The 16,760-nt window shown below is 53.5% G+C and carries 15 protein-coding genes; 5 read left to right on the plus strand and 10 right to left on the minus strand.

Annotated elements, in window-relative coordinates; genetic code table 11:
* Positions 1 to 238 precede the first annotated feature (238 nt).
* The gene (gene lrhA / locus JZ655_RS14495; protein ID WP_207292147.1) at positions 239 to 1,177 is read right to left on the minus strand and encodes a transcriptional regulator LrhA; all 939 of its coding nucleotides are present in this window, start codon (positions 1,175 to 1,177) and stop codon (positions 239 to 241) included.
* 948 nt (positions 1,178 to 2,125) lie between these two features.
* On the opposite strand from lrhA, the gene alaA reads away from it, so the two are divergent.
* A complete protein-coding gene (alaA, locus tag JZ655_RS14500) occupies positions 2,126 to 3,340 on the plus strand; it encodes an alanine transaminase AlaA (RefSeq protein ID WP_046884686.1) in 1,215 nt (404 codons plus the stop codon).
* Positions 3,341 to 3,432: 92 nt separating this feature from the next.
* Entirely contained in the window at positions 3,433 to 4,032 is a 600-nt protein-coding gene (yfbR, locus tag JZ655_RS14505; protein WP_040074673.1) for a 5'-deoxynucleotidase, read from the plus strand.
* A gap of 45 nt (positions 4,033 to 4,077) precedes the next feature.
* Here the strand turns inward: yfbR and JZ655_RS14510 are convergent, their stop codons facing one another.
* From JZ655_RS14510 to yfbV, 4 genes are all read right to left on the minus strand, one after another.
* On the minus strand, positions 4,078 to 5,910 hold the full coding sequence (locus JZ655_RS14510; RefSeq protein ID WP_207292148.1) for an SLC13 family permease: 1,833 nt from the start codon (positions 5,908 to 5,910) through the stop codon (positions 4,078 to 4,080).
* 76 nt (positions 5,911 to 5,986) lie between these two features.
* A complete protein-coding gene (locus JZ655_RS14515) occupies positions 5,987 to 6,646 on the minus strand; it encodes a sugar phosphatase (protein WP_207292149.1) in 660 nt (219 codons plus the stop codon).
* A gap of 11 nt (positions 6,647 to 6,657) precedes the next feature.
* Entirely contained in the window at positions 6,658 to 7,152 is a 495-nt protein-coding gene (locus JZ655_RS14520; RefSeq protein ID WP_207293859.1) for a YfbU family protein, read from the minus strand.
* A gap of 92 nt (positions 7,153 to 7,244) precedes the next feature.
* Complete coding sequence (yfbV, locus tag JZ655_RS14525; RefSeq protein WP_040074666.1) at positions 7,245 to 7,700, minus strand: terminus macrodomain insulation protein YfbV; 456 nt, start codon at positions 7,698 to 7,700, stop codon at positions 7,245 to 7,247.
* A gap of 337 nt (positions 7,701 to 8,037) precedes the next feature.
* On the opposite strand from yfbV, the gene ackA reads away from it, so the two are divergent.
* Together ackA and pta are read left to right on the plus strand one after the other, a co-directional pair.
* Positions 8,038 to 9,240, plus strand: coding sequence for an acetate kinase (gene ackA, locus JZ655_RS14530; protein ID WP_207292150.1), 1,203 nt, complete (start codon positions 8,038 to 8,040; stop codon positions 9,238 to 9,240).
* Positions 9,241 to 9,317: 77 nt separating this feature from the next.
* Positions 9,318 to 11,459, plus strand: a complete 2,142-nt coding sequence (pta, locus tag JZ655_RS14535; protein ID WP_207292151.1) for a phosphate acetyltransferase — start codon at positions 9,318 to 9,320, stop codon at positions 11,457 to 11,459.
* Positions 11,460 to 11,504: 45 nt separating this feature from the next.
* On the opposite strand, the gene JZ655_RS14540 is transcribed toward pta, so the two are convergent.
* The 5 genes from JZ655_RS14540 to JZ655_RS14560 all read right to left on the minus strand — a co-directional run bounded on the left by JZ655_RS14540 (position 11,505) and on the right by JZ655_RS14560 (position 15,487).
* Positions 11,505 to 12,458, minus strand: a complete 954-nt coding sequence (locus tag JZ655_RS14540) for a transketolase family protein (RefSeq protein WP_207292152.1) — start codon at positions 12,456 to 12,458, stop codon at positions 11,505 to 11,507.
* Complete coding sequence (locus JZ655_RS14545) at positions 12,451 to 13,281, minus strand: transketolase (RefSeq protein WP_207292153.1); 831 nt, start codon at positions 13,279 to 13,281, stop codon at positions 12,451 to 12,453. The genes JZ655_RS14540 and JZ655_RS14545 overlap by 8 nt, the downstream gene beginning before the upstream one ends.
* Positions 13,278 to 14,669, minus strand: coding sequence for a PTS ascorbate transporter subunit IIC (locus JZ655_RS14550; protein WP_040074659.1), 1,392 nt, complete (start codon positions 14,667 to 14,669; stop codon positions 13,278 to 13,280). Before JZ655_RS14550 ends, JZ655_RS14545 begins: the two co-directional genes overlap by 4 nt.
* 22 nt (positions 14,670 to 14,691) lie before the next feature.
* On the minus strand, positions 14,692 to 14,964 hold the full coding sequence (locus JZ655_RS14555) for a PTS sugar transporter subunit IIB (protein WP_040074658.1): 273 nt from the start codon (positions 14,962 to 14,964) through the stop codon (positions 14,692 to 14,694).
* 79 nt (positions 14,965 to 15,043) lie between these two features.
* Positions 15,044 to 15,487 (minus strand): PTS sugar transporter subunit IIA, encoded by a 444-nt coding sequence (locus JZ655_RS14560; protein WP_046884681.1) that lies wholly within the window; start codon positions 15,485 to 15,487, stop codon positions 15,044 to 15,046.
* A gap of 250 nt (positions 15,488 to 15,737) precedes the next feature.
* On the opposite strand from JZ655_RS14560, the gene JZ655_RS14565 reads away from it, so the two are divergent.
* A complete protein-coding gene (locus tag JZ655_RS14565) occupies positions 15,738 to 16,757 on the plus strand; it encodes a LacI family DNA-binding transcriptional regulator (protein ID WP_040074654.1) in 1,020 nt (339 codons plus the stop codon).
* Positions 16,758 to 16,760: the final 3 nt, after the last annotated feature.

The raw sequence follows: 16,760 nt of genomic DNA on the forward strand, positions 1-16,760 counted from the left end.
AAAAAAACGGCAACATCTTCGCTGTTTTTTTAACATGCAAATTGACAACCATAAGCTGTAAGAATGGGAGTAACGAATACAGCGCGTAATCCATATAATGTTGATAAGCAATAAAATTAACTTTACTTAACAAAAACTTTTCAAATCGAATTACAAAAAAAGAACCAATGCGCGCGAAAGTGGCGTCAGTGGCTCTTTTTTAACACTTACATTTTGTTACGAGGAAATTGCCGAACTTTTATTCAAAATCTCCTTCGATGACGAGAGAGTCATCCCCTCCTTCCGGGGTAACATTATTGTACTGCCATGGATTCTGATAATTTTCCATTGCCGAGAAGATGGTTTGCGCTAACTCGTTCTGACGAGTCGCGTTATGACACAGCAAATATTCCGTATCGGGCAGCATCGGCAGCCCGTCTGATTTGCCTAATACTCGTAAATCCGGGCTCATCATCTCAACCGGGCGCGCGGTGACGCCCAGTCCGGCTTTCACCGCCGCACGGACGGCTGGCAGGGTTGTCGCTACGTAGGCGAGACGCCAGGGAATATTGGCGGCATTTAATGTGGCCAGAACCATGTCGCGGAACGGGCTGGGGTCATCCATCAGTACCAGCGGGATGGGCTCGCCGCGCTGCAGTTGATACTCGGCTGCACAATACCAGTGAGTAGGTGACGTACGGAGCGTCAGGCAACTGAAATGCTCCATTCGTTGGGTTGTGACAACCAGGTCTACTTCCTGCTCCTTCAGCATCTCCATCATAAACGCATTGCGTTTAACCCTGACGTCCAACGCAATCTTCGGATAAACCGAGCTAATACGATTAAGCAGGAAAGGCAAAATAGTATCAGCCGACTCATCAGACGCCCCTACGGTTAAGACACCCTGTAGGTTACTAAACATTAGCGACGTGCAGGCTTCATCGTTGAAGCGAAGTATTTTTCTGGCATAGCCCAGCAGCTGAATACCATGTTCAGTCAGGAGTTTATTGCGGCCTTGGCGGGCAAAAAGCTCTTTTCCGACCAGTTGTTCCAGTCGTTGCATTTGTTGGCTAACAGCCGATTGGGTACGGCAGACTGCCGCAGCCGCAGCTGCAAATGTATTCAGATCGGCGACTGCAACAAAAGTTCTCAGCAGATCGAGATCGAGGTTCAGTATCGGACGATTTGCATTCATCATATCTTTTCACTTACAGGTGGCTCATGCGGAGCTGCCTCGGGTAGAAGCTGTGTGCGTAAAAGTAAAACAGGTCCTTCTGAACAAGAATCCTTGTAATCCCGACCGGCAGACTGCCAGACAGAAAGTTGAAGTCCAGGTATATCCGTCGTCAAACACAACGTATCTGACGATATTTTTATTGGCTTTACGTTCAGTAAATATAAATTTTTACCGGATTAGGTAATGCACGAAAGGCAGTGGCGCTTCAGGCTCAACTTTATCGTAGTCAAGCTAAAGCAGCAATGGGCGTCGCGTCGCTTCGCTTCTCCGGGTAAAGATAAATCTATTAATAACAATATGCTATTAATGGAGGCATAACTAAGATTTACAACAAGCCGCAATCGCGTACTGCAGGCCTGTTGCATCATCTTAACCTAAATCCATTTTATTTATAAGTCTTATTGCATCCCGGATGATTTAACCCTGTTGATAAGAGTCTAAATTATTTTTATTAATATTAACGAAAGTTACGATTTCACCCTTATTTTGAAATACACAATAATTTAAAAAAAGATTGTTCATTAATTATACTTAACATTATATTCACATGATCAACGTTTATATAAAGCGGGATTTGAATCGTGATAATCGCAATTAATTCAGCATTTACGAAAAATTGCCAGGGGAAACCTCTGTATATCGGTCTGCGAAGCCAATGCCGATTGATCCGTTAGCGTAAAATCCAGTAAAAGATGTCACTTGCAAAACTTTACACCAGATTATAACAAACCCGTGGCAGGTCTTATTCGTCGTAACGCAAATAGTAGATTAAAATTTTAATGATAGTTTTTCTTAATTAGCAAAATCTTCTTCTGCTCATGCTTTAAAAAAGGCCTTTCAAGGAGTACATTGTTTCGTGCTGACTTCCACGGCAGGGAGTGGCAATAACAGTTAAAAGGTCAAAGGTTCATGTCCCCTATCGAAAAATCCAGTAAATTAGACAACGTCTGTTATGACATCCGCGGGCCCGTTCTTAAAGAGGCCAAACGCCTCGAAGAAGAAGGCAATAAAGTTCTCAAACTCAATATCGGTAACCCGGCGCCATTTGGTTTCGATGCCCCGGATGAAATACTGGTTGATGTGATCCGAAACCTGCCTACCGCACAGGGCTACTGTGATTCGAAAGGGCTTTACTCCGCCCGTAAAGCCATTATGCAGCACTACCAGGCTCGCGGGATGCGCGATGTTACGGTAGAAGATATCTATATTGGCAACGGCGTATCAGAGCTGATCGTGCAGGCCATGCAGGCGCTGCTCAACAGCGGTGACGAAATGCTGGTGCCCGCTCCGGATTACCCACTCTGGACCGCCGCTGTCTCGCTTTCCAGTGGTAAAGCGGTGCATTACCTCTGTGATGAGTCATCCGACTGGTTCCCTGATCTGGACGATATCCGCGCTAAAATTACCCCTCGCACCCGCGGTATTGTGATCATCAACCCGAACAACCCAACGGGTGCGGTCTATTCAAAAGAGCTGTTGATGGAGATCGTTGAGATCGCCCGTCAGCATAACCTGATCATCTTCGCCGACGAAATTTACGACAAGATCCTTTACGACGAAGCGCAACACCACTCTATCGCCGCGATGGCTCCGGATCTGCTGACCGTCACGTTCAACGGCCTGTCTAAGACCTACCGCGTCGCCGGTTTCCGTCAGGGCTGGATGGTTCTGAACGGCCCGAAAAAGCACGCCAAAGGCTATATCGAAGGGCTGGAAATGTTGGCCTCTATGCGCCTGTGCGCCAACGTACCAGCCCAGCACGCTATTCAGACGGCGCTGGGTGGTTATCAGAGCATTAGCGAATTTATCGTGCCAGGCGGTCGCCTGTATGAGCAACGTAATCGCGCATGGGAGCTGATTAATGACATTCCGGGCGTCTCCTGCGTGAAGCCAAAAGGCGCGCTCTATATGTTCCCGAAAATCGACATCAAACGCTTTAACATCTTTGACGATCAAAAAATGGTGCTCGACTTCCTGCTGCAAGAAAAAGTGCTGCTGGTCCAGGGAACGGCGTTCAACTGGCCATGGCCGGATCATGTGCGCATTGTTACCCTGCCGCGTGAGGATGAACTTGAGATGGCGGTCAGTCGTTTTGGTCGATTCCTCTCTGGGTATCATCAGTAAACCTTCCGGGCTGCCAATGGCAGCCCGATTTGCATCTGCCCGCCCCTCCCCTCACAATGAAGTCTGTCGCCGTGTTAGACAAAAGGTACCCTATGAGTGAGAGTCATTTCTTTGCCCACCTTTCCCGCCTGAAACTGATTAACCGCTGGCCGCTGATGCGCAACGTGCGGACCGAGAACGTCTCAGAGCATAGTCTGCAGGTCGCCATGGTTGCCCATGCGCTGGCCGCCATTAAAAACCGCAAATTCAACGGACAGGTGAACGCAGAGCGAATCGCGCTGCTGGCGATGTATCATGATGCTTCTGAAGTGCTGACAGGGGATCTGCCCACGCCGGTGAAGTATTTCAATTCGCAGATTGCTCAGGAGTACAAAGCGATTGAAAAAATAGCTCAGCAGAAACTGGTCGACATGGTGCCTGAAGAGCTGCGCGATATTTTTGCCCCCCTGATCGACGAACACCAATACAGCGAGGAAGAGAAGTCTCTGGTTAAGCAGGCAGATGCGCTCTGTGCTTATCTGAAATGCCTTGAGGAGCTCTCGGCCGGCAATCATGAATTCTTGCTGGCGAAAACGCGCCTGGAAAAGACGCTGGAAGCCCGTCGCAGTGACGAAATGGATTACTTTATGCAGGTATTTGTCCCGAGCTTCCATCTGTCGCTGGATGAGATTAGCCAGGATTCCCCACTGTAATATCCGGGCCGGGTGGCGCTACCGCCACCCGAATTTCGCGCGGTATTAAAATGGAAACAGCACCGGGATCAAAATGACGCACACCACCATAACCAGCACGGTAAAAGGCACGCCCAATTTTACGAAATCGCTAAACCGGTAGTTCCCGGGCCCCAGTACCAGCGTGTTAACCGGAGAAGAGACCGGGGTCATAAAGGCGGCTGAAGCGGCCATCGCCACCATCATTGCAAACGGGTAAGGCGAGACCCCCATCGATTTCGCCATCGCCAGCACAATGGGCGCCATCAGCACAGCCGTGGCGGTATTGGAGATAAACAGACCAATGGTGGCGCACATTACAAACAGGCAGATTAGCATCATGTAAGGCCCATATCCGCCGCCGAGTTCCATCAATCCTTTAACCACCAAATCTACCCCGCCCGTTTTTTGCAGCGCCAGCGCAAACGGCATCATCCCGACGATGAGTATTATGCTCGGCCAGTGGATTGCCTTATAGGCGCTTTGTGCATCAATACAGCGGAATTTCCCCATCAGCAGGCAGGCGATAATCGCCGCAATCGGGTTAGGGATCTCATCCGTTAACATCAGCGCGACCATCAGCACCAGACAGAAAATAGCATGTGGCGCCTGGCTGTGAGCCGGTGAGGCATCACTCACCTCAACGGGCAGGTTCATGACCACAAAGTCGCGTCCGCGCTGGCCGAGTTGAGTGATGAGTTTCCAGTTCCCCACCACCAGAAAAATGTCCCCCAGCTGTAAGGGTTCATCCACCACGGCGCCATCCATTGCCACGCCGTCACGCTTCAATCCCACTACATTGAGCCCATAGCGCGTACGAAAACCGATCTCGCGCGTGGTCTTGCCCAGCAGCTCCGATTCGGGAATCAGCGAAAATTCGGCCATCCCCACGTCCAGCGCCTGATCGGAGAAATACTCTCCCCGCAGCACCATCGGCTCCAGCAGCTGCTCGCTGCAAAATTCACGCAGATCGACATCGGCAGAGGACATGTCGATAAGTAATACGTCACGGGCGCGGAATTCAGATACACCGTAAACATTCACGATCACCCGCCGAAAACGGCGCCAGCGCTCTACCCCAATCACGTTCGCGCCGTAGCGTTCACGCAGTTTAAGATCGTCCAGACGTTGACCAATCAGGGGGGAACCGGGGCGGATAGCCAGACGACGGGCCCGCCCGGTCAGGCGATACTCTTTGATCAAATCGCGAAATGTGCGGCGCTTCCAGCCGTCCCGGGATTTATCCTGCGTTTCGCTCTTCAGGACAAAGCGCGTCAGCAGCATGTAGACAATACCCAGCACCAGAATCACCAACCCCAGCGGCGTGACGCTAAAAAAGCTAAATCCCTGCAGCCCTTCGCGCAAAAGTTCGCTGTTAACCACCAGGTTGGGTGGCGTTGCTACCAGCGTCATCATGCCGCTGATAAGCCCGGCGAAGCTGAGCGGCATCATCAGGCGTGATGGCGGGATCTGCATCCTCATGCTGACGCTTAACACCACCGGGATAAAGATGGCCACTACGCCGGTGGAGCTCATAAAGGCTCCCAGTCCGGCCACGGTCAGCATCAGCAGGATAAGCATTTTGGTTTCGCTGCTGCCTGCGGCGTTCACCAGCCAGGAGCCCATACTGGTGGCGACGCCGGTGCGAACCAGCCCATCACCAATAATAAAGAGTGCGGCAATCAAAATAACGTTCGGATCGCTAAAGCCCGATAACGCTTCGGGGAGCGTGAGGGTGCCGCTTAGCACGAACGCCACTATCACCAGTAATGCCACGGCATCCATGCGCACTTTACCGGTAGCAAAGAGAATGATGGCGAAGACCAGCAGGCTCAATACCCAGATTAATTCACCGTTCACAACAGGTCCTTGTCAGAAAAGAGTGACAGCATACTGCCATAAAAAAGCCCCACAGTTGTGGGGCTAAATCATGGGATTACATTTTCTGCGTCACGGTTACCGTTCCGTCGGCCGTTTTGCTGACCTCAATGGCTGCCAGTGAAGTCAGCACAAAACCGGCTTCATTCAGGCGCGGCGCCGTGGCAGGTACATTCACGGCGATGACATGACACCCCGCCGCCAGCCCGGCAAGGACGCCGGCAGCGGCATCTTCCACCACCACGCACTGTTCTGGTGCCAGCCCTAGCAGCTCGGCGCCCAGCAAAAAGGCGTCGGGCTCCGGCTTGCCCCGAGCGACACGCTCGGCGGTGACAAAGACTTCAGGCGTTGGCAAACCCGCCGCTTTATGGCGGGCGTGCGCCACCGGAACCGAGCCGGAGGTGACGATAGCCCACGGGATTTGTGATTCATTCAGATGACGAAGCAGCGCATGCGCGCCTGGTAGCGCGACGATGCCGTCGGTATCCTTCGCCTCTAGCTGCTCCAGCCAGCGAAACTCGACCTGAATTTCTTCTTCAGTGCTGCCCGCCATAAAGTGACGTAAAGAGGTAATGGCCTGTTTGCCATGGATGAAATGGAGGACTTCATCATGGCTAATACCGTGCCTGTCGGCCCAGCGGCACCATGAGCGCTCAACCACCGGTAAGGAATCTACCAGCGTACCGTCCAGATCAAACAGAAAACCTTTACACTGCACATCGACCTCCGTCAGGCATTAATGATTTGTTGAATTTCGTTGCTGCTCAGATGGTACTGGCGCGGGCAGGCGTGCCAGACGCTCAGCATACGTTGATATTTGTCCCACATCGGGGTCTGGGCATTAAAGCCATGCGTACCGGCATCGAAGTGGGTGTAACGCCCTTCGGTGTTAACCATAAAGCGGACGTAGCTCAGGTAACGCGCTTCGGTGGCAGCATCAAAACCGAGGAAGGTCACACGACGCTCATCAATTATCTGCGCGTCTTTCAGGTTAGCCCATGAGACGTGCAATGCGTGACACATCTCCATGATGTCAATGACAATACGGCAGGTCTCTTCCTTTAATTCGCCAAACTCGCGATCCAGTTCGCGCATCTGCAGGCCAAAGCCACGTTCGACGATAGTCTGCAGGCGGCGATAGCGCTCTGCGTTGTCGGGATCAAGCATGGTCATCATTTTGTACTGATTAGACAAAATCAGACGTTGAGCATTGGTCATTTCCATCATTCGACTCCTGTTGCGCGAAGCAACCTAAAAAAAAGACACGGTAACTAAGGGTTACTGTGCCTTCTTTTAATGATCGTTTCGATGATCAATCACAAATCATCCAGGAATGTTTTATCAAGTTGTTTAAATGCTTTCTTTAGCGTGTCGGCCAGCGCCTGATAATCGGGCTTGCCCTCGACCGGGGCCAGGGCCTGTCCCGCCTCCTGCAACTTGCCGCGTACTTCATAGAACCACTGCAGCACGGACGGGGGGAGCGGCGTGACGGAGCGTTTACCTAACCACCAGAGCCCCTGCATCGGCAGGCTAAGCGCAAACAGCGCGGTAGCGACGGCCGGTCCAAGCTGGCCGCCAAGCGCTATCTGCCAGCAGAGGGTGAAAATGGCAATCGGGGGCATCAGACGAATGGCGTGACGGGTGGCGCGAATCACACGGTTCTCGATAAAGACAGGCGCAAGGCGTTTTTCCAGCGGCCACGTCTTCGAATAGTGCTGTCCCCGGCGAAACAGACTAAAAAAGTTCACTGAGGGGGTTTCGGGTGTCGACATGGCTTTACCTCAACTTCACATATAAAAATTAAAAAATTCGTGCAAATTCCCAACTGGTCATGACATCGTTCAAAAACTTTTGTCTTAACTACCCAGTATCAGGTATCCTGTGCCGGCCTGAAAAGGCCCTGGACGATAATCGTAAATTCGTCAAGTTTAAGCACATTATGCCATTGCCGGAAAAATGCGCAAAATGGCATAAAATCTTATGTATTCCTTTCGTCATGCCAAAAAGTACTTTCGGCATGATGTTAATCATAAATGTCAGCGGATTCTTGCGCTACGCTACGATTCTCACTGACGTTTTTTTAGCCACGTATCAATAATAGGTACTTCCATGTCGAGTAAGTTAGTACTGGTTCTGAACTGCGGTAGCTCCTCACTGAAATTCGCCATCATCGATGCGCTCAACGGTGACGAGTACCTCTCTGGTTTGGCCGAATGTTTCCATCTGCCTGAAGCGCGTATCAAGTGGAAGATGGACGGCAGCAAACAAGAAGCGGCTTTAGGTGCAGGCGCCGCTCACAGTGAAGCGCTGAACTTTATCGTTAACACTATTCTGGCACAAAAACCAGAACTGTCTGCTCAGCTGACCGCAATCGGTCACCGTATCGTCCACGGCGGCGAAAAATATACCAGCTCTGTTGTGATCGACGACTCTGTCATCCAGGGCATCAAAGACTCCGCCTCTTTCGCGCCGCTGCATAACCCGGCTCACCTGATCGGTATCGCTGAAGCACTGAAATCCTTCCCGCAGCTGAAAGACAAAAACGTGGCTGTATTTGACACGGCGTTCCATCAGACCATGCCGGAAGAGTCTTACCTGTATGCCCTGCCGTACAAACTGTACAAAGAGCATGGCGTACGTCGTTACGGCGCACACGGCACCAGCCACTTCTATGTTACCCAGGAAGCGGCAAAAGTCCTGAACAAGCCGGTAGAAGAAGTGAACATCATCACTTGCCACCTGGGTAACGGCGGTTCTGTTTCTGCTATCCGTAACGGTAAATGTGTTGATACCTCCATGGGTCTGACCCCGCTGGAAGGTCTGGTGATGGGTACCCGTTCTGGTGACATCGACCCGGCGATTATCTTCCACCTGCACGACACCCTGGGCATGAGCGTTGATGACATCAACAAAATGCTGACCAAAGAGTCTGGCCTGCTGGGTCTGACCGAAGTCACCAGCGACTGCCGTTATGTTGAAGATAACTACGAAGCCAAAGAAGATGCTAAACGTGCCATGGACGTTTACTGCCACCGTCTGGCGAAATACATCGGTTCTTACACTGCACTGATGGACGGTCGTCTGGACGCGGTTATCTTCACCGGTGGTATCGGTGAAAACGCAGCAATGGTTCGTGAACTGTCCCTGGGTAAACTGGGCGTTCTGGGATTCGAAGTTGATCACGAGCGTAACCTGGCTGCCCGCTTCGGCAAGTCTGGCTTCATCAACAAAGAAGGCACCCGCCCTGCTATCGTTATCCCAACTAACGAAGAGCTGGTCATCGCGCAAGACGCGAACCGTCTGACTGCCTGATTCCACACCGCCAGCCTAGCTGGCGGTGCTGTTTTGAAACCCGCCTGACTTCGGCGGTAGCCAAAAGAGGATAAACCGTGTCCCGTACAATTATGCTGATCCCTACCGGAACCAGCGTCGGCCTGACCAGCGTCAGCCTCGGCGTCATCCGTGCTATGGAACGCAAAGGCGTTCGTCTGAGCGTCTTTAAACCTATCGCCCAGCCACGTGCCGGTGGCGATGCGCCAGACCAGACCACCAGCATTGTTCGTAAGAACTCTAATCTGCCCGCCGCAGAGCCGCTGAAAATGTCCCACGTTGAGTCTCTGCTCTCCAGCAATCAGAAAGACGTGCTGATGGAAGAGATCATCGCTAACTATCATGCGAACGCGCAGGATGCGGAAGTGGTACTGGTTGAAGGTCTGGTCCCGACCCGCAAACACCAGTTTGCCCAGTCGCTGAACTTTGAAATCGCCAAAACGCTGAACGCCGAGATCGTCTTCGTGATGTCTCAGGGTACCGATACCCAGGAGCAGCTGAAAGAGCGTATCGAACTGACCCGCAGCAGCTTCGGCGGCGCGAAAAACACCAGCATCACCGGCGTTATCATCAACAAGCTGAACGCACCGGTTGATGAACAAGGTCGCACCCGTCCTGACCTGTCCGAAATTTTCGATGACTCTTCCAAAGCGAAAGTCGTGAAAATCGACCCGGCAAAACTGCAGGAAACCAGCCCGCTTCCAGTGCTGGGCGCGGTGCCATGGAGCTTTGATCTGATCGCGACCCGTGCCATCGACATGGCGCGTCACCTGAACGCCACCGTGATCAACGAAGGCGATATCAATACCCGTCGCGTGAAGTCTGTCACCTTCTGTGCGCGTAGCATTCCGCACATGCTGGAACACTTCCGTGCAGGTTCCCTGCTGGTCACCTCCGCTGACCGTCCTGACGTGCTGGTTGCTGCCTGCCTGGCCGCAATGAACGGCGTTGAAATCGGCGCTATCCTGCTGACCGGTGCTTACGAGATGGACCCACGCGTGAGCAAACTGTGCGAGCGTGCCTTTGCGACTGGCCTGCCGGTATTCATGGTGAACACCAATACCTGGCAGACCTCTCTGAGCCTGCAGAGCTTCAACCTCGAAGTGCCGGTTGATGACCACGAGCGTATCGAGAAAGTTCAGGAATACGTGGCAGGTTACGTGAACGCAGACTGGATCGAATCCCTGACTGCGACCTCCGAGCGCAGCCGCCGTCTGTCTCCTCCAGCCTTCCGCTATCAGCTCACCGAGCTGGCGCGTAAAGCGGGTAAACGCGTTGTTCTGCCAGAAGGCGACGAACCACGTACCGTTAAAGCAGCCGCCATCTGTGCAGAGCGCGGTATCGCGACCTGTGTGCTGCTGGGTAACCCGGACGAGATCACCCGCGTAGCGGCATCTCAGGGCGTTGAACTGGGCGCGGGCATCGAAATCGTTGACCCGGAAGTGGTACGTGAAAGCTACGTTGCACGTCTGGTTGAGCTGCGTAAGAGCAAAGGCATGACCGAAGCCGTTGCGCGCGAACAGCTGGAAGACAACGTGGTTCTCGGTACCCTGATGCTGGAACAGGACGAAGTTGACGGTCTGGTTTCTGGTGCTGTTCACACCACCGCGAACACCATCCGTCCACCGCTGCAGCTGATCAAAACCGCCCCAGGTAGCTCTCTGGTCTCTTCCGTGTTCTTCATGCTGCTGCCTGAACAGGTTTACGTTTACGGCGACTGTGCGATCAACCCGGATCCAACCGCAGAGCAGCTGGCTGAAATCGCTATCCAGTCCGCAGACTCCGCTATTGCCTTCGGTATCGAACCGCGCGTAGCCATGCTCTCCTACTCCACCGGCACCTCTGGTGCAGGTAGCGACGTAGAGAAAGTACGTGAAGCGACCCGTATTGCGCAGGAAAAACGTCCAGATCTGATGATCGACGGCCCGCTGCAGTACGATGCCGCCGTGATGGCAGACGTGGCGAAATCCAAAGCACCGAACTCGCCGGTTGCAGGTCGCGCTACCGTGTTCATCTTCCCGGATCTGAACACCGGTAACACCACCTACAAAGCGGTACAGCGTTCTGCAGACCTGATCTCTATCGGGCCAATGCTGCAGGGTATGCGCAAGCCGGTGAATGACCTGTCTCGTGGCGCGCTGGTAGACGACATCGTCTACACCATCGCCCTGACCGCGATCCAGTCTTCACAGCAGCAGTAACTTTTAGCTGCATTAAAAAGGCGACCCGATGGTCGCCTTTTTTATTTACAGCAGTTCTCTTGCCGCCGACACAATGTCGTGCGCCGTCAGGCCGTACTCGCGTTGCAGGAAGTCCTGCGTGCCCACCTGGCCGTAGCGTTCTTTTACCCCCACCCGCCGCATCGGCACCGGGCACGTTTCGACTAACACTTCAGCCACCGCCGACCCCAGGCCATTGTGAATACTGTGATTTTCACAGGTAACGATACGTCCGGTTTTCTCGGCATAATTTTTCACCAGCATCCGGTCGATAGGCTTCAGGGTGAACATATCGATCACCGCCGCGCTGACGCCCTCCTGTTCAAGCTGCCGCGCCGCCTCCAGCGCCTCTGCGACCATGATGCCGTTAGCTATCAGGGTAATATCGTCTCCTTCGCGTAGCACGTTGCCCTTGCCGAGGGTAAAGGTCGAGCCCGGGGCGTAGATGCTCGGGGCTTGCTTACGGATAGTTCGCACCCAGTAAAAGCCCTCAAGGTCAATCAACTGGCGCAGGACATCCTCAAACATGACCGCGTCGGTCACTTCCAGTACCACCGAATGAGCCAGCCCGCGCACAATGCCCATATCTTCAAACGACATATGCGTACCGCCGTTGTGACAAGCGGTAACGCCCGCATCCGAGGCGATGACCTTCACGTTGTTACGCTGATAATCCAGCGACATAAACAGCTGGTCGAAGCAGCGGCGGCTGGCGAAGGCGGTAAAGGTGTGCACAAACGGCTTACGCCCGGTCAGCGACAGCCCCGCTGCGGTACCGATAACGTTGGCCTCCATGATCCCGCAGTTGATGACGTGCTGGGGATAATCGCGCGCCACGCCGTCCATCGCCATGGAGCTCATCAGATCCGCTTCAAGGGCGATAATTTCACTCCCCGCTTCAATCTGGCTTGCGACGAATCCGGCATAGACTTTGCGCATCTCGACGGCATCTTTTTGTCCTGTGGGTGCAAGCTTAATCATGGTTGGCCTCCAGCTGGCGAATCGTCTCGGTAAGGGCGGCTTTAACGTCATCAGTCAGTCGCAAATGGTGGGAGTTACTGAGCTGCTCCAGATACGGCACCCCCTGCCCTTTTATGCTGTCCAGGATCACGACCAGCGGTCGCGCATCCGCTTCAGGGATGAGCGATGTCACCTCAAGCAGCCCCGGAATGTCGTCCCCTTTGACCTTAACCACGTCATAGCCAAAGGCGCGGAATTTTCCTTCCAGGTCGAAGGCGCAGATGATCTCATCCAGCTCACCGTCCAGCTGTTGTTTATTCCAGTCCACGAAGACCGTCAGGTTATTCAGGCGATGGTGAGCGATAAACTGAAACGCCTCCCAGCACTGCCCTTCGTTCAACTCTCCGTCGCCCACGATGCAGAAGACGCGATTCGCGCGCCCCGCCAGTTTGTGCGACAGCGCCATACCGCCAGCAATGGAGATCCCCTGCCCCAGCGAGCCCGTGGTGGCATCCACGCCACGCGTTTTTAGCCTGTCCGGATGGCTTGGCAGCCGCGTTCCGTTCTGGTTCAGGGTGCTGAGTTCTTCAATCGGGAAGTAGCCTTTGATTGCAAGGGTGCTGTAGAGCGCCGGGCCCGCATGGCCTTTGGATAACACAAAATAGTCACGCTCAGGCCAGTCGGGATCGGCAGGATCAATCTTCATTACCGCGCCGTACAGCACCGCCAGCGTCTCTACCACCGACATACTGCCACCATAGTGCCCGAACCCCAGTTGGGTGAGCGATTTCAGGGTGGCAATACGGATTTCGCGTGCCAGTTGGGTCACTTCATTAACATTCATGATTTGGCTCCGGTATTTTCTTGCGCGCTATTACCCGCACTTTTGTTTTTAGCGAAGAGGTTCCAGGCCACCAGCAGCGCGAACACCGCCACAACCAGACCCGTAATAGCCATTGGCGACAGGTAGCGTGCCAGGTTACCCAGCACAATGCCGATGGCGCCAAAGTCCGCATCAGAGAAGGTGGTGTTGGCGAATCCAATCGCACCCAGCACAGGCAGCAGCAACACTGGCAGGAAGGTAATCAGTAAACCATTGGCAAAGGCGCCTATCATTGCCCCGCGACGTCCGCCCGTGGCGTTGCCAAACACGCCTGCGGTCGCACCGGTGAAGAAGTGCGGCACGACGCCCGGCAGGATCAGCACCCAGCTAAACTGCCCGCAGATAAAGAGTCCAACCAGACCGCCGAGGAAGCTAAACAGGAAGCCAATCAGAACGGCATTAGGGGCATACGGGTAGACCACCGGGCAGTCCAGCGCAGGACGCGCGTTGGGCACCAGTTTTTCGGAGAAGCCGGTAAAAGCCGGAACGATTTCCGCCAGAATCAGGCGCACCCCCTGCAGGATGATAAATACCCCCGCCGCGAAGGTAATGGCCATGATGATGGCGTAGACCAGATAGTTCTGTCCGCCGCTGAAGGTGGCCTCCACGTACTCACGTCCGGCACTCACCGCCATGATCAGATAGATAATCATCATGGTCAGGGAGATGGAGATAGAGCTGTCGCGCAGGAAGCTTAAATTCTTCGGCAGGTTCATCTCTTCGGTGGAGCGAGAGCCTTTGCCCACCTTGCTGCCAATCCAGCCTGAGAGCACATAGCCGAGGGTACCGAAGTGGCCAAAGGCGATGTCATCATTACCGGTGATGCGCTTCATATAGCGCTGCGCAATGGCCGGGAAGAAGGCCATCACCAGCCCAAGGATCAACGAGCCGGTGAAGACCAGCCCCACCCCTTCAAAGCCTGCCACCGTCAGGATCACGCCAATCATGCACGCCATATAAAACGTATGGTGCCCGGTCAGGAAGATGTATTTCAGGCGGGTAAAGCGGGCGACAATAATATTCGCCACCATACCGAAGGCCATGATCAGAGCCGTAGAGGCGCCATATTTTTCCAGCGCAATAGAGACGATTGCTTCGTTATTCGGAATGATGCCCTGAATATTAAAGGCATGTTCAAACATACCGCCTAACGGATTAAGCGATCCCACCAGCACGGTGGCTCCGCCACCCAGCACAATAAAACCCAGAATGGTTTTAATCGTGCCTTTCACCACATCCGAAAACCCTTTTTTCTGCGCCACCAGGCCGATTAATGCAATTAAGCCCACCAGCACCGAGGGTACTTTTAAAATATCAACAACGAAGTTCAGCGATTCAAGGATAAACATATCCACCTCGTCACAGTCAGGGTTAGTGTTTCGCGAACCAGGCGCTAAGCTGCGCTTCAAGTTCGTTGATATCAATGATGTTCTGGATCACCACTAGCTGGCTCTCCGGCACGCTGGCGCTGGCCGCGATATCTTTGGCCATCACGAACAGGTCGGCGGCGCCTGGGGTGGCTGAAGAGAGATCAGAATGCTCCACCTCGGCATCGATATTGAGTTTTTTGAGGACTTTTTTAATGTTCATTTCGACCATAAAACTACTGCCCAGCCCGGAGCCGCAAATCGCCATAATTTTCATTGTTATGCCCTTTTTTGAGTAGAGTACGTCCCCATCACGCTCGAGCGTAATGTGGTTAAAAACGATGTCGGAATTAAAACTAGAAGCGTTCGATAATGGCTTTTATTTCCTCCCGGGTCGTTGCGACATGTAATTGCGCCATATCCTCATCGCTCGAAAATAATTCTGCCAGCGCGGAGATCATTTCGATGTGGCTATGTTTGTCTGGTGCCGCGAGCATGACGATCACATCGACCGGATCAAACTCACCTGCACCAAACGAAATCCCCTCTTTCAACTTCAGCAGCGAAAGACCTAACCCTTTTGCCCCCTCTTCCGGGCGTGCATGCGGCATTGCCAGCCCAGGCGCAAGCACATAGTAAGGGCCAAGCTTCTGGTGTTGCTCGACAATCGCCGTAATGTATTCCGGCGCAATAACGTTCATCTCCAGCAGCGGACGCGCGCAAATTTCAAGCGCCTGCGGCCAGTTTTCCACGCTGTCCTGAAGCTGGATCGTCTGTTCAAAAATCCACTTATTGAGCACGCTTGTTCCTCGTATCAGGGGCTAAGATGGGCAAACTTTATGCAAGCCTACCCAAATTAGCTGCGATCAGGATCACAAAGATAGCGCTACCAATCGTTAACATTCATAAATGTGATAGCGCTATCAAAATGCAATCAGCGCAGCAAATCACAACCAGAAAACGGGATTTAAGGCGTATACTTCGAGCACAGCACGTGACGAACGATAAGAAAAACGTGTGCCAACATGTTGTAAAACAGCAGGAATCTGTATGTCTCTGACCAGAAAAAGGCGAAGTACCGGCAAAGTCACTATTGCAGACGTGGCGCAGCTGGCGGGGGTCGGTACCATGACGGTATCGCGGGCGCTGCGTACCCCTGAACAAGTGTCTGATAAATTGCGTGAAAAGATCGACGCTGCGGTTCATGAGCTGGGCTATATGCCCAACCTGGCAGCCAGCGCGCTGGCATCGGCCTCTTCGTGGACGATCGCTATGGTGGTGCCAAACCTTGCCGAGGCGGGGTGTTCCGAAATGTTTGCCGGCCTACAGCAAGTGCTCCAGCCTGCCGGATATCAGATCATGCTGGCGGAATCACAGCACCGACTTGAGCAGGAAGAAAAATTGCTCGAGACGCTGCTGGCATCGAACATTGCCGCCGCGATTTTACTCAGCGTGGAGCACAGCGAAACGGTGCGCCACTGGCTGCAGCATCGCTCAATTCCGGTGGTAGAGATGGGGGCGATGCGCGCCGACCCTATCGATATGAATATCGGTATTGATAACGTTGCCGCCATGTATGAGCTCACCGAGATGGTGATTCAGCGTGGCTATCAGAATATCGGCCTGCTGTGCGCTAACCAGGAGCAGTGGATTTTCCAGCAGCATTTGCAGGGCTGGTACAAAGCGATGCTGCGTCACCACCTGGCGCCAAACCGGGTTATCAACGCGGCGCTGCCTCCCAGTTTCTCGACCGGAGCATCACAGCTGCCGGAGTTTCTCCTGGCCTGGCCAGAGCTGGATGCGCTGGTCTGCGTCTCTGATGAGCTGGCCTGCGGGGTGCTTTATGAATGCCAACGCCGGCGAATTAAAGTGCCGGACGATCTCGCCGTTGTCGGTTTTGGCGATAGCGATGTGAGCCGCGTGTGCGTGCCGCCGTTGACCACCATGGCGGTACCGCATCGTAAAATCGGGGTTGAAGCCGGGAAAGCGTTACTGGAACGTCTGAATGACGGAGACTGGCGCGACCATAAACCTATCGCGTCCAGCCTGTGCTTGCGGGAAAGTTGCTGAGGC

Origin of the sequence: Leclercia pneumoniae (genome assembly GCF_017348915.1) — a bacterium.
GTDB classification, from domain to species: Bacteria; Pseudomonadota; Gammaproteobacteria; order Enterobacterales; family Enterobacteriaceae; genus Enterobacter; species Enterobacter pneumoniae.

Coding starts and splice junctions, on each gene's coding strand:
- lrhA (WP_207292147.1), bottom strand. CDS start 1,177: ATGATGAATGCAAATCGTCCGATACTGAACCTCGATCTCGATCTGCTG.
- alaA (WP_046884686.1), top strand. CDS start 2,126: ATGTCCCCTATCGAAAAATCCAGTAAATTAGACAACGTCTGTTATGAC.
- yfbR (WP_040074673.1), top strand. CDS start 3,433: ATGAGTGAGAGTCATTTCTTTGCCCACCTTTCCCGCCTGAAACTGATT.
- JZ655_RS14520 (WP_207293859.1), bottom strand. CDS start 7,152: ATGGAAATGACCAATGCTCAACGTCTGATTTTGTCTAATCAGTACAAA.
- yfbV (WP_040074666.1), bottom strand. CDS start 7,700: ATGTCGACACCCGAAACCCCCTCAGTGAACTTTTTTAGTCTGTTTCGC.
- ackA (WP_207292150.1), top strand. CDS start 8,038: ATGTCGAGTAAGTTAGTACTGGTTCTGAACTGCGGTAGCTCCTCACTG.
- JZ655_RS14540 (WP_207292152.1), bottom strand. CDS start 12,458: ATGATTAAGCTTGCACCCACAGGACAAAAAGATGCCGTCGAGATGCGC.
- JZ655_RS14545 (WP_207292153.1), bottom strand. CDS start 13,281: ATGAATGTTAATGAAGTGACCCAACTGGCACGCGAAATCCGTATTGCC.
- JZ655_RS14550 (WP_040074659.1), bottom strand. CDS start 14,669: ATGTTTATCCTTGAATCGCTGAACTTCGTTGTTGATATTTTAAAAGTA.
- JZ655_RS14555 (WP_040074658.1), bottom strand. CDS start 14,964: ATGAAAATTATGGCGATTTGCGGCTCCGGGCTGGGCAGTAGTTTTATG.
- JZ655_RS14565 (WP_040074654.1), top strand. CDS start 15,738: ATGTCTCTGACCAGAAAAAGGCGAAGTACCGGCAAAGTCACTATTGCA.